10 protein-coding genes are annotated in these 13,332 nt (G+C 56.3%); 6 read left to right on the forward strand and 4 right to left on the reverse strand.

Features of this window, described 5'->3' with window-relative positions:
- Positions 1-15 precede the first annotated feature (15 nt).
- Positions 16-1,296, reverse strand: a complete 1,281-nt coding sequence (locus tag GX444_08650) for a metallophosphoesterase family protein (protein NLH48660.1) — start codon at positions 1,294-1,296, stop codon at positions 16-18.
- A gap of 346 nt (positions 1,297-1,642) precedes the next feature.
- On the opposite strand from GX444_08650, the gene GX444_08655 reads away from it, so the two are divergent.
- Complete coding sequence (locus GX444_08655) at positions 1,643-3,274, forward strand: hypothetical protein (protein ID NLH48661.1); 1,632 nt, start codon at positions 1,643-1,645, stop codon at positions 3,272-3,274.
- A gap of 49 nt (positions 3,275-3,323) precedes the next feature.
- On the opposite strand, the gene GX444_08660 is transcribed toward GX444_08655, so the two are convergent.
- Together GX444_08660 and GX444_08665 are read right to left on the reverse strand one after the other, a co-directional pair.
- Positions 3,324-3,905, reverse strand: coding sequence for a DUF1648 domain-containing protein (locus GX444_08660; protein ID NLH48662.1), 582 nt, complete (start codon positions 3,903-3,905; stop codon positions 3,324-3,326).
- A gap of 221 nt (positions 3,906-4,126) precedes the next feature.
- Positions 4,127-4,516 (reverse strand): hypothetical protein, encoded by a 390-nt coding sequence (locus tag GX444_08665; GenBank protein NLH48663.1) that lies wholly within the window; start codon positions 4,514-4,516, stop codon positions 4,127-4,129.
- Between GX444_08665 and GX444_08670 the strand changes: the two genes are divergently transcribed.
- Genes GX444_08670 through GX444_08680 form a run of 3 tightly spaced genes read left to right on the forward strand, consistent with a single transcriptional unit; the run spans position 4,517 to position 8,783 of the window.
- Positions 4,517-6,130 carry a hypothetical protein gene (locus GX444_08670; GenBank protein NLH48664.1) on the forward strand — a complete coding sequence of 538 codons (1,614 nt, stop codon included), beginning with the start codon at positions 4,517-4,519 and terminating at the stop codon, positions 6,128-6,130.
- A gap of 57 nt (positions 6,131-6,187) precedes the next feature.
- Positions 6,188-8,311, forward strand: a complete 2,124-nt coding sequence (locus GX444_08675; GenBank protein ID NLH48665.1) for a hypothetical protein — start codon at positions 6,188-6,190, stop codon at positions 8,309-8,311.
- Positions 8,312-8,357: 46 nt separating this feature from the next.
- Entirely contained in the window at positions 8,358-8,783 is a 426-nt protein-coding gene (locus GX444_08680) for an acyl-CoA thioesterase (GenBank protein NLH48666.1), read from the forward strand.
- 26 nt (positions 8,784-8,809) lie between these two features.
- On the opposite strand, the gene GX444_08685 is transcribed toward GX444_08680, so the two are convergent.
- Positions 8,810-9,028, reverse strand: coding sequence for a hypothetical protein (locus GX444_08685; GenBank protein ID NLH48667.1), 219 nt, complete (start codon positions 9,026-9,028; stop codon positions 8,810-8,812).
- A gap of 692 nt (positions 9,029-9,720) precedes the next feature.
- On the opposite strand from GX444_08685, the gene GX444_08690 reads away from it, so the two are divergent.
- On the forward strand, positions 9,721-11,841 hold the full coding sequence (locus tag GX444_08690) for a hypothetical protein (GenBank protein NLH48668.1): 2,121 nt from the start codon (positions 9,721-9,723) through the stop codon (positions 11,839-11,841).
- Between the two features lie 91 nt (positions 11,842-11,932).
- Entirely contained in the window at positions 11,933-13,294 is a 1,362-nt protein-coding gene (locus GX444_08695; GenBank protein ID NLH48669.1) for a hypothetical protein, read from the forward strand.
- Positions 13,295-13,332 lie beyond the last annotated feature (38 nt).

The following is a 13,332-nucleotide window of genomic DNA, read 5'->3' on the forward strand; positions in this document are numbered from 1 at the left end:
TAACGTTTGCGCGGATTAGTGGGCGATCACCCAGGTATCGAAGGTGTTGCCGTCGATGTCGATGGCGTTGAGCGTCATGACCTTATCATCCACCTGAACGCTCATGAAATGGTGAACGGCGTTGTAGACCGTGATGTGCTCGACGTCGCGCACCCAGTAATCGAGGCTGCCCGCCGCGCCGCCGATGATGTAGCTGGTGACGCCGTTGAGCAGGCCGCGTTCGAAATCGTGCGTGTGGCCGTTGAAGTACACGTCGACGCCGTACTCTTCCATCAGCGGCACCACGAACGTGCGGACCAGCGGTTCGCCCTCATAACCGTCCCAGCCTTCGGTCCAGGGCGGCGTATGGAAAAACACCACGCGGAACTCGGCATTCTGGAATTCCTCGGACTCCAGCGCCTCGGTGAAGAACCGGTACTGCGGGGTGCCGGGAATGCAGATGTTGGCCGTATCCAGCGCCAGGGCGATGAAAAAGACGTTGCCGTAGGTGAACGAGTAGTACTCTTTGTCGTTGTTCGGAAAATGGAACGATTGATAGAAGAACGGCGAACAACCCTCGTGATTGCCGATCGCCACATACAGCGGCGCCTGGCGCCACACGGCCTCACCCGGCCCGAAGAGCTGCTCGTCGAAATCCGGCCCGTTCCAACCGGAGTCCACCGTGTCGCCGGATGAAATCGCCAACCAGGGATCCTCTTCCAGCATCAGGGCCGTAATCTGCGAGAAGATATCGTAGTGTTCCTGGCTGTCGCTGAAGGCGATGAAATTGAACGGCTCGCCGGGTTCGGGCGCGGTGCGGAAGGTCGCGACGGTGGATTCGTTCAGGCAGGAGCGCACTTTATAGTAATAGGTGGTGCCGGGTTCGAGGCCCGTGATCGCCAGTTCGTGATGAATGGTCAAGGTATCGTCGTGGACCCATTGGCCCAGATCGGCGGTCAAACCGTATTCGACCAGCGAATCGCTCGCCGTGTCCGTCCGCCAGAGCACCGAAATACCCGTCTGCGAAACGAGTTGCAGATAAGGCTGCCGGGTGATTACCGCGGGGCAATCCATCGGCGTGGTATCGTCGTCGTCATCGTCATTGTTGTCGTCATTGTCATCGTCGTCATCATTGTCGTCGTTATCGTCGTTGTCGTCGTTGTCGTCATCGTCGTCATCGTCGCCGGTGTCGTCATCGGCGGGAGCGGCATCGTCGTTGTCGTCGTCATCGTCGCCGGAGCAACCGGTCAACAGAGCGGACAGACCGAGAACGAAACCGAAAAGAAAAAGGAACAAAAGCAACAACTTGAACTTCATGGTACTCTCCGTTCCGGCGCATCGTCTTTTTTACCGCGCGGTTTTAGCGTTCGGCGGTTTAGCCACCGCAAATACTCACTGGGATTGCCCTTCAGGTCAACCGGGGTTGTGCAAATTTTTCTTTGTATCAGCAAACGATAAATAACGAGAATCAGGAACAACTTGCCCAAGCCAAGCATACGGAAAACGATGGAAATGGATCTTTTTATTTCCCGGCCTACCGGGGTTTTCAAACAAATGGCGAATTTTAATAATTCACCAATCCGCGCCGAACAGATACAGGATGTTTCATTTAGTTACGCCAACCAATCGCGAGGAGAGTCATTCCGCGTAAAAGGAGTAGAAAATGAATCTCTACCGGCTGATTTTCGGATGCTTGCTTTTATTGCCGCTTGGTTTCGCGACCGCTTTTTTCGGCTGCGGCGACGATGATGACGACAACGACGATAACCACGCCGACGATGACGATAGCGCCGATGACGACAGCGCCGACGATGACGACGACGACAACGACGATAATGACGACAATGACAACGATGACAATGACGATGATGAGGCACCTTTTATCGTCAGCACCATACCCGCCGATAACGCCACCGAGGTGGCTTTGAGCAGCACCATCGTCATGACCTTCAGCGAGCCGATGGACACAACTTCGGTGGAAGAAAATTTCAATCTGGGCGCCCAAGGTGGCGATTTCGACTGGAACGCGAACGAGGATACCCTGACCTTTACCCCCGATTCGCTGCTGACCGAAGGACAGAATTACACGATTTTCATCGGCAGCGGCGCCATGGACAAAGCGGGCAATCCGCTGACGGCCAGCTTTTCCGCCGATTTCCAAACCGTCGATCTATGGACCATGACGTTCAACGATCCGGATAACGAAAACGACCTCGGCAACGGGATCGCGCTGGACGGCGAAGGGAACCTCTATCTGGTGGGGAGCTACACGGAAAGCGGCCAGGAAGAGAATATCTGGATTCACGCCATGGACGCCGCCGGCACCGAGTTGTGGACGCGGAAGGTCAACGGTCCAGCCTCGGACACCGACAACGGCAACGACATTTACGTCGACGGCGACCGGAATGTTTACGTGGTCGGCGATATCGGCCAGACGGTCGGCTATTTTGATCTGTGGGTACGGAAATACGATTCCTACACGACCGAGCAATGGACGCGGACCTACGGCGACATTTCACTGGGTTACGACTACGGCAACGGCATTGCGGTGGACGGTGACGGCAACGTCATCGTCTGCGGCCGGACGGGCGTCAGCGGCGCCGACTGGGACATCCTCATCCGCAAATACGATCCCGACGGCACGATCGTTTGGATGCGCGCCTACGACGGAGGTTTGAACGCCTTTGACGGCTGCAACGACGTGACGACCGACGCGGACGGCAATATCTACACGGTAGGGGTCGTCAACGACGTTACCGGCGAGGATACCAACATCTGGGTGCGAAAACTCGATGCGGACGGCACACCTCAATGGACCAAGACCTGCAACGGTCCCCAAAGCATGTCGGATTCGGGAAACGGCATCGCGCTGGACGCCGACGGCAACGTCTATGTGACGGGTTCGGTGCGGGTCAGCGGCCAATATGCCAACATTTGGGTCCGCAAGTACGACAACGACGGCAATGTCGAATGGACAGCCACGTTGGACGGCGACGACCACCTTTCCGACGAGGGCCGCGACATCGCCGTCGATTCCTCGGGCAACGTCTACGTCGCCGGAAAAAGCGAATCGTCGACCGAGTTCAGCGGCGCCTGGGTCGGCAAATTCGACAACGGGGGAACGCTGCTTTGGCAAGACATTTATCAAGGCGCGGACTCCGGAGACGACACGGCCAACGGCATCGCCCTGGACGGCAACGACAACGTTTACGTGGTCGGTACGGTCTACACCGACGCCCAAAACCGCAATATCTGGTTGCGAAAATACGACTCCGACGGTCACTGGGCGGATTGAAAACAGTCGTTTAAAGAGAACGCCGTTCGTCGCGACGAGCGGCGTTCTTTTATGGTTTCCCGTCCCGCGTCAGATTTTTCACGACGACCGCCATCCACACGGTGTTGGCGATCGCGACGGAAAAAATCACCGCCAGCGGAAGCCAGATCGACCACCAGGGCAAACGATCCCAGGTGCCGAGCGCGATCTGGACCGAGGCGATATTCATCAGCAGAAACAGCAGATTCAACGACGCGGCCATGCCGGCGTAGAACAAGTCGAGCATTGCGAAAAACGGCGCTTGCCGCTCCGGCGGTAGGGCTAAAAACTTTTTCTTGTTGGGAATATTGAGCCATTGCGGGTGCCGGCGAAACCAGGGAGTCAGCCGGGAAAAACCGTACATCATTCCCGTCAACAGCCAGGGAACGGCAAACAGCGAGACGAACTCACCGCCTTTTTCGGCCCAGCGATCCGGCAGACCGTCGGCGCCGAAATGCACCGGCACTTTCGCCGGCAACCGGTTCCACGACCAAAACGCCAGAAAAGTGATCGCCAGCAGAAAAATGATCGTCAGGCCATGACAAAGTAGTAACAAGGTTCGCTTGTTCTCGCCGCCGGTCCCGGGTCCGATTTCTTTTCGCTCGGTGATCATCGTTCGGCTCCCTCTCGCATCGCCTATCGAAAAAAGTGGCAACATGACTTTCCGCGATTCGTTTCTTATAATCCATCCGTTCCGATGCCAGCAATGGAGTAATGATGCCTGCTGTATCTCCGGACCAATCGGTGGAGAACCATTCTCTGACTATCCAATTGCCTGGATTACTTCTCGGGCCGCTGCTCTACGGTCTGATCGCCTTTCAATCCCTGAGCGGCTTATGGATCATGCTCCGGAAAAAACTGGATTTCCTGGATTACTCGTTCCTGATTGTTCATCGCAGCATCGGCATTTTTCTCGCTTTGTACCTGCTTTTTTACGGCTTCTTCCGGATTTTCCGGACCTTTCGAAGCAATCGCGCCGGAATCGTTTTTTCCGGATTGATTCTGTTCTTTATCGGCTTTTATTTTTTTCAGACTCCTTACCAAATCTATTACTTCCTGGCCGCGGCCTTTTTGGCGCTTTATCTCGCCAAAACCGTCCGGATCGAGAAACATCCGGTGAAAAGCGCTGCCCTGGCTTTGTTCCTTTGGTTGCTGGGGTTCACGATCGTCTTTAATGGTTTGCATCTTTGTTTCGTCAATGCGTTGCGCAACGATTTTTATCATTTGCTCCATCGTTACGGCGCCCTGACGGCGGCGCTGTGTTTTTATCTCCTGTTAGGTTTGCCGCCAGCCGTTTCCCAAGCCCGGCGGATTATGCGGATCGTTTTAATAGCCGGATTGCTCCTGCTGCCCTTGATTTATTCCGTCAAAATGGGCTTGAATCTGACCAATCGATATGCCGTTCTCCGCGACCCGACACCACCAAAACCGGTTCAAGTGGACATGGCGGAAGCGCAAGCCGGTAAGATATTCGTGCCGCCCGAACATCTCTGGCCGTCCGCACAATGTTCCACCGGAAGCTGTCACAATCATCATACCATTTACGAACAATGGTATTATTCCGCTCACCGCTTGGCGGGCAAAACCGAACCCTACAAGAAACTGGTCAAACAATACGCCAAGGAAAAGGGACCGGACGCGACTCTCTTTTGTTCGCGTTGCCATACGCCGCTGCTCGCCTTGGCCGGGATGCCCGATAATCCGGACAATCCGGCGCAGGATGCCTGGCGTGACGAAGGCATTTCCTGCCAATACTGTCATTCGATCACCGCGGTCCCGGCCGATGCCGACAACGGACGGGTGACCTTGAGTTTTCCCAACACTCATTTGGACGATTACGATTCGCGCCATCCGGAGATTGCCGGGTGGCGTGACCGCTTTCTCAACGCGAATCTCATGCCCCATCGGGACGCCTTCAAACACCCCGTACACTCCACTTCCGAATATTGCGCCGCCTGCCACCGGGTGAAAATGTCGCTGCAGATCGATGGGAAAACGATCCTCTTGGGTGACACTCACACCCCCTGGCTGACCTCGCAATCCTATCGGGAAGGAATCACTTGCCAGGATTGCCACCTGCCGTTGACCAAGGTTACGAAAAATCCGGATCATCCCTGGCACGCAGCGGGAGATCATCGCTTCGTCGGCACCTGCCAGGCGCTTTCCCTGCTCGTGCCCGGCGAAGAAGGAATCGACAAATATTACGACGAAATCACCGTCCAGCGGCTGCTGGGTGACATTGAAATCCCGACCTACGAATTGTATTACCTCGCGTTCGTTAGCAGCGGAAAGCTACGGGCTTACCAGCATTACCTGAAAAATCAGACGCCCATCGCCATTGAATTGACAGTCCCCGAAAAAGCCGGACCGGCCGCGACGATTTCCTGCCTTGTCCGTTCGCGAAACAACACTCACGCGCATGTTTTACCGTCCGGCCCCCTGGATCTGAACGAACTTTGGCTGGAAGTGACCGCCACCGACGCGCGGGGACGATTGATCTACTCGACGCCCGGTCTGGACGAAAACCATTATCTTTCTGAAAACGCCACCAGCCTGGGAGTCGAACTATACGACGACGACGGCCAGCGGATCTTCAACCACCGTTTCTGGGCGATTGCCCGGGTGGCCAACAAGCGCGTATTGGCGCCGGATGAATTCCGCGACGATCGTTTTGAAATCGCCATACCAGAGAACGCCTTTTTCCCCATCCAAATCATCGCCACCTGGAATTATCGGCGGTACAATCAGCACATGGCCGATTGGGTTTATGGCCCCGGCGTCGTTACCTTTCCCGTCACCCCGATGGCGGAAGAAAAAAAGACCATCGTTTCCGAATGACTTATCGGCCAAGCTTTTTTATAATCCGTACGGCCTGCTGTCATTGCCGGAGCGCCGATGCCTGATGAAATGTCGGAACAATCTCCGAAAAAATCCACCCTCGAATTTCGTTTGCCTGGTTTGTTCCTGGGGCCGTTCCTTCTCGTTCTGATTATTTCGCAGACGGTTACCGGAGTCTGGATCGCCTTGCGGAAGGATTTGAATTTTTACGATTTTTCCTTCCTGACGATTCATCGCGGCCTCGGCGTTCTAATGGCGGGGCTGCTGCTCTTGTACGGTTTCCCGAGAATCTTTCAATCTTTCCGCGCCGTTCGCTTCGGCATTTACTTTTCCTTACTGGTTTCCGTTTTCACCGCTTTCATTAATTTGGCCGAAGTGCCCTATCAGATCAATTATCCGCTCGCGGCGCTGGCCATGGCGGGCTTTCTGATCCTGGCGGTCCGCCGCGATTATTCGCTTGCCAAGAGTTTGCCGGTGATTTTTTTAATCTGGCTGTTGGGTTTCACCGTCGTGCAGACCGGCGTACAACTTTGTTTTCTCAACTCGCTGCGGAATAATTTCTACCATTATCTGCATCGGTACGGCGCCTTGGCGGCGGCGGCCCTGTTTTTCTGGCTGGTTCGCTTTCAACCGGTCGAAAACCGGATTTTGCGAATCGCCCGAATTCCCGTTTTCGCCCTGTTTTTGATCGTTCTATTGATCCATCCGCTGAAAAACGGCGGAAATCTGACCGAAAAATACGCCGCAAAACGCCTGCCGGTCGCCCCGCAACCTCTGCAAGTGGAGATGGCCGAAGCCGGCTCCGGCAAGGTGCTCGTGCCCAACAATCGTTTCTGGCCGTCGACCTATTGCTCGGCCGGCGACTGCCACAATCATCATACAATTTACGAACAGTGGTACTATTCGCCTCACCGGCTGGCCGGCAAAACCGAGCCGTATAAAAAGCTGCTCAAGCAATACGCGAAAGAAAAAGGCCCGAACGCCGTCGTTTTTTGTTCGCGCTGTCACACGCCGTTGATCGCGTTGTCAGGCCTGCTCGACAATCCCGACGATCCTGCCCAGGACGCCATGCGCGAAGAAGGCATTTCCTGCCAATACTGCCATGTCATTACCGCGGTAGGTCCGGTCGCCGCCAACGGTCTGGCGACGCTGCGATTCCCCCGAACTCATCTGGACGATTTCGATCTGACCGATCCGCAAATGATCACCCTGCGAGACTCTTTTCTGACCGCCAACCTCATGCCGCATCGCAAAATCTTTAAACACCCGGTGCAAACCACCGCCGAATATTGCGCCGCCTGCCACCGGGTGAATATGCCCATGCTGGTCAACGGGAAACCGCTGGTGTTGGGTGATACCCATACTCCCTGGCTAACGTCGCAAGCCCAAAGCGAAGGCGTCGACTGCCGGGCCTGTCATTTGCCGCTGACCCGGGTGACCAGAAACCCCGCCCACCCCTGGCACGCCGCGGGCGACCACCGCTTCGTCGGCACCTGCCAGTCTCTTTCTTTGTTGGTTCCCGGCGAACTGGCAATCGACAAGAATTACGATGAGATCACCCTGCAGCGGCTGCTGGGAAACATTGAAATCACCAACTACGAAAAGTTCTATCTGGCTCTGATCCGCCACCCGAAGCTGAAAGCTTACAATCGTTACCTGAAAAACCAGACGCCGATCGCGATCGACCTGACGGTGCCGGCGAAGGCGCAACCGGCCACGACCGTTTCCTGCCTCGTGCACTCGCAAAACAACACCCACGCCCACGTGTTGCCGTCCGGCCCACTGGATCTCAATGAACTTTGGTTGGAAGTGACCGCCACTGACGCGCGGGGACGATTGATCTACTCGACGCCCGGTCTGGACGAAAACCATTATCTATCCGATAAAGCGATCAGTCTGGGAATCGAACTGTACGACGCCGACAATCAACGCATTTTAAACCACCGCTTCTGGGCCATCGCCCGAGTGGCCAACAAGCGCGTGCTGGCGCCCGACGAATCGCGCGACGACCGCTTCGAGATCGCCCTGCCGGCGGACGCCGCCTTTCCCATTCGAATCAAGGCCCGCTGGAATTACCGGCGCTACAACCAGCACATGGCCGATTGGGTCTACGGCCCCGGCCAGGTGACGTTCCCCGTTGCGCTGATGGCCGAAAAGGAAACGATCATCAACGCACTATAACGATTTTTCCACCGAGGATTTCATGAGCGCGAGAGTACCCAAATCGATGGCCGGCTATTTTCAAGGATGCCATACGGTGGTCGTCATTCCCCTGGCCTGGGGCGAGATGGACGCCTTTCAGCACTTGAACAACATCATTTACTTCCGCTACTTCGAAACGGCGCGCATTGCATTTTTTGAAAAAATGAAAATGACGAAAAAAGGTTTGCCGCACGGCGTCGGGCCGATCCTGGCTTCGACCGGTTGCCGATTCAAAGCGCCGCTGGCCTATCCCGACACGCTATACGTCGGCGTGCGCGTCCTGGAGATCGGCGCGGATCGTTTCAAGCTGGAACATCTGGTCGTCAGCGAAAAGCTGCAAAAGGTGGCCGCCGTCGGCGAGGTCGTCGTCGTTTCTTACGATTATTCGGCCCAGGCCAAAACCGGTCTGCCGGAAAGCTGGCGCCGGTGCCTGGAAAAAGCGAAGCATTAACGGGCGAACGCGCGATCGCCGCGTTGTCAGTCGGGGCGGCCGGCGAGTTTGAGCAGCGCCTCGTCGGTCAGGCCCACGGCCATCATGGTGATCGCGCAGTCGATGCGGTACGAGTGACGCGCTTCCATGTAATCGAGCACCCACCATTGGCATTCCTGGCCGCGGCAGGTTTCTTTCAGCAACGGACAGAATTTGCGCGGCGCCTCGCGGCCGGTATCGTTCTTTTCGATCAAATCCTTGCTCATGACTGGGCTCCCGTGATTGGTTCGGATCGTTGAGACGTCGTTAATCTATCATGCCGGCGAAAAGCGAAACAACTTCCCCGGGCCGTCGTTTGTTTTTCAACAGTCCCGATAAAAATTGAGCTGAAAAACTATCGCTCATACTCCGCCAAGCGACCGGACCGATAAATTAAATACATTTGTATACAGTTAGTTACAATAAAGGGCGGTTTTATCCTCCCGGAACTCGTCGCGGAACAAAACTTGCATCGAATGTTAATTGCAACCACTTCAGGAGATTCCCGATGAATTTTTATCGAGTGGTGGCGCGCATCGCCGTATTGATTATTTTGTTATTTTTTGTTGTTCAAGCAAAGGCCGATTATTACTATTCCGGTCCAGGCTATATTTATATCAATCCTTCTCCAAACGTTAACCGTTCGAGCTTTTATGATGGGGAAAACGACCGGCTCCTTTCTCTCTATTTGCGTCCCGGGCTATGGCTAGCCGAATGCACCGCGGCCGGTTGCCTCACCCAGCCGATCGAACCGAGAAATCATAGCATCGACGTAACGTATTTCGGCGCCGATACGGAAGGGCTGTTTTTTCTTTATGAGGACAGGACCCTCGGCGAGATTCGTATCGGGCGAGAGGCAGCCAAGGGCTGGACGGTCGCGACTTTTCATCCCGGCTACGAGTGCGCGGATTTGATCTCGGTGGCCATGCAGCCCGGCCAACACATCGGCCTATTGTGCCGCGACGATGCCGGTACGTATTTCATCCAACGGCGGAAGGAAACCGGTTGGCGGCGCGCCCTGCTGGATTTCCTGCCGGAGAATTCGGCGCTTTCGGCGCAAGCCCTGGCTTTTGGACCGGATGGTTGCCCCTATTTGGCTTTCGCTAAATATGTGGGCTTAGCCGGGCCTTCGCCGGATTACGATATTGTGACCCTCAAGCGGGAAAGCGACGGCGATTGGTCGGAGGAGTTGGTCCAATCCTTCAGTTCGACTCCGGTTAATGCGTATATCGCCGCCGATTACGGAACGCCGCCGTATGTCATGATTTCTTATGGCGCGATGTGGTATCGCCCATCGGGCATCATCGTTTATCAACGGAATTCCAGCGGTCAGGGGTGGCGGTCCATCTGGGGTATCGCCGTATCGACCGAGGAGTCGGTTGGGACCTGCGAAATGGGGATCGGAGAAAACGGCGAACCGATCGTTCCCAACAGCTACTACCTGCCGGCCGAATATGACGAGGATTCCAGTTCGGGTTATCTCGATTTTTGCCTTTATTCGCCGAGCGGAGGCTGGTGCCCGGTCAGCTATTCCTTCCCTTATTATGTTTCTCCTTCCGTGAGAGGGGGGGCGGTCCACAACCGAGCCGATTTGGCCGTCTATTCTTTTCAAAGTTCCTCCGGCATGAAGCGGCCGTTGTATTTTGCGAGCGCGGACGGGGATTTGCAGGAAATCGAAGCGAGCAATTTGTTCTATTATTACGGCTACAATTTGATTTTTGGTCTGCAATGTCTAGGAATCGAGCGTCGGGCCGACGGGTTGGTGCCCTATTGGGGTGGAATGATTCAAAAAAGCTATGAAGCGGATCTATTCCCGCGAATATTCCGCGCGGCGGAAACCGGTTGGGAAAAATGGATCGATCATGAGGCCTATCCGGCCTATTACTCCCGGCCGCCGTGTTTTACCGTCACGGAAAACGGGGTCGATCTCTTGAGCAATGGCAGCAGCGACTATTTGGCTTTGTATCATTATGACGGTGCCGGTCAGGAAACCGCGACGGCGCTCGATAGCGGATTCAATAACTCTTGCGACGCAGTAGCCGACGGCGATCAATCGGTATTTGCCTGGACCGCCTATGCTTATCCGAAATCCATGTTTTTTTTCTTGCGGACCGAAGACGGTTTGCCGCAACGGATGGTGCAGTTGGGTGACCTTCCGAATGCCTATGCGATCACGGTTTGTCCGGATGGGCTGGCGCGCATCGTCTATCGCCTGAGCGGCGAATTTTGGCTCGCGACAGAGGGCGATCCTTTCAAATTGGAACATTTTACCACTGCGCTGACGCCGACGAAGAATCTGGCGGCCGCTTGCGGTCCTGCGAACGATCTGCGGGTGGCTTTCGACACGGCGGACGGCCTGGCGGTCGCCTGGCAAAGTGACGAGGGCGATTGGCAAGCCGAAGTATTGGGCGCCGCCTATTCCGTGGAAGACGCGGTCGTTGCGCCCGACGGCGCGCTGTTGGTCGGCGCTTTCTCGTCCTCCTTGCATACGGTGGAGCTATTCCGCGGCACCCCGGCGAACTGGACGCAAGAAACTTTATCCGACCATCCGACCGATTTCCGGATGGGGCTCTGGGCGGATTCTTCGGATGAGGCGGCCTGCTATTGGAGGCATTACGTCTTGGAATGCCGCGCCACGGCGCCTTTCCTGTATGCGGATGACGACGACGATGACGACGACGATAACGACGACACCATCGGCGATGACGATACGATCGGCGATGACGATACGATCGCCGATGATGACGACAATGATGACAATGACGATAATGACGATAACAATGACAACGACGACAACGATGACAACGACGACAACGATGACAACGACGACAACGATGATAACGACGATAATGATGACAACGACGACAATGACGATAATGACGACAACGATGACAACGATGACAACGACGACAACGATGACAACAACGACGATTCGATTGACGACGACCTGACCGACGACGACAACGATGACGCAACCACGCCGCCGCCGGGCGACGATGACGATGACGATGACAGCGAGTCGTCGCTCTGCGGTTGCTGAAGTCGACTATCTCCGCCCGAGTCCGCTAAAAGCTTGATTGCGCGCCGGCCTGAAACGCGTATCCTGATCTTCGATCCAAAAGGAGAGGGGCATGAAACGAATCGCCTGGTTCGTCTTGTTCTTTCTGCTTTCCACCCCGGCCTGGGCCGCGACCGTCGCCAACGGCGAGTTGGTCACCGTCGATCAATTGCCGGTTCTGCGGCTTTGGGGCACGGCGTATGAAATGGGTTACGCCCAAGGGCAACTGCTGGGCGATCAGCTCATCGAATTGTTCACGGTTTACCTGCCCGAAATGTTTTCACTCACCGCCTATCAACTGATGTACGGCATTTTCACTGATCTTTATCGCATTCCACCGGAATTCGAGGAGGAGGCACAGGGCGTGATCGACGGCGCCGTTTCCGTGGGGTGCGATCCGTTCGTTGCGCTGCTCGGCCGCGAGATCACCGCGCTCGACGTCGCCCTGGCCGGCGCCTCGGCGGATATCGACAGCTTCCTTCCGGCTTGTTCGTCGATCCTGGCGTGGGGTGACGCGACCGCCGGCGATGCCGAACTGGCCGGGCAGCCGATCCTCGGCCGGAATCTCGATTGGCTCGCGTTTCCCGGCGACGAAACCTGGCTGGCGCGGCAGACGCTCATCGTCGCCCGCACTCCCGACGACGGCCGCCGCCCGACCGTGTCGGTTGCTTTCCCCGGTTTTCTCGGTTGCCTTTCCTGCTTGAACGACGCGGGTGTCGCTGCCGTGCAGCACCAGTCCTATCCGAACAATTCGCCGGCGGAGCTCGATTTCAGCGGCCAGTGGGTACCGATCAATCTGGCGATCCGCGCCGGGCTCGAAATGGACGACGCGGACGGCGACGAAAACGCCACGGCGGACGATACGATCGAAACGCTGCTCGCGCTGCCGCGCTCCTCGGCTTACAACGTCATCGTCGTCGATGGCGACCCGGAAGGTCACGCGCCGCGGGTCGTCGAATTGCGCAATCGCGACACCTACGCGCGCCAGGCGGCCGACGAGCCGCTTTTCCCGCCGCAAGTGATGGCCGCGACCAACGATTTCCGCGTGCTGCAGCCGGTCGAGAAATGCCCCCGCTACCGCACGATCCTGCAAAACGCGGTGCAATGGCAGGGGCAATACAACATCGATCGCGTCTGGCAAACGCTGTACGACGTGGAAATGGACAACCAGGGAATGTGGATCGATTACCTGTCGGCGCAGTCGATGATCTTTCTGCCGGCCGAGCGCCGCTTGGCGCTCGCCTATGCCGACGAGACTGGATTCGCCCCGGAAAAATCGCCCGGGTGGACGGATTGGAACGCGATCTTCGGCCTGGAAGATGGCGACGATGACGACACCGACGACGATGATAATTCTCCGCCCGCCGCTGACGACGACACCCCCCCGGCGGCCGACTCGTCGGATGAGGATGAAGAGAACGGCTGCGGTTGTTGAGTGGCGATGAAATTGATGAATTTTTCTACAATTGATTA

Source organism: Myxococcales bacterium (assembly GCA_012517325.1).
Lineage (GTDB): Bacteria > Lernaellota > Lernaellaia > Lernaellales > Lernaellaceae > JAAYVF01.

Excerpts from the sequence above, each read along its gene's own strand:
- GX444_08650 (NLH48660.1), bottom strand. The coding sequence starts at position 1,296 with ATGAAGTTCAAGTTGTTGCTTTTGTTCCTTTTTCTTTTCGGTTTCGTT.
- GX444_08655 (NLH48661.1), top strand. The coding sequence starts at position 1,643 with ATGAATCTCTACCGGCTGATTTTCGGATGCTTGCTTTTATTGCCGCTT.
- GX444_08660 (NLH48662.1), bottom strand. The coding sequence starts at position 3,905 with ATGATCACCGAGCGAAAAGAAATCGGACCCGGGACCGGCGGCGAGAAC.
- GX444_08665 (NLH48663.1), bottom strand. The coding sequence starts at position 4,516 with ATGATAAAAATCGTTGCGCAACGCATTGACGAAACAAAGATGCAAACC.
- GX444_08675 (NLH48665.1), top strand. The coding sequence starts at position 6,188 with ATGCCTGATGAAATGTCGGAACAATCTCCGAAAAAATCCACCCTCGAA.
- GX444_08680 (NLH48666.1), top strand. The coding sequence starts at position 8,358 with ATGGCCGGCTATTTTCAAGGATGCCATACGGTGGTCGTCATTCCCCTG.
- GX444_08685 (NLH48667.1), bottom strand. The coding sequence starts at position 9,028 with ATGAGCAAGGATTTGATCGAAAAGAACGATACCGGCCGCGAGGCGCCG.
- GX444_08695 (NLH48669.1), top strand. The coding sequence starts at position 11,933 with ATGAAACGAATCGCCTGGTTCGTCTTGTTCTTTCTGCTTTCCACCCCG.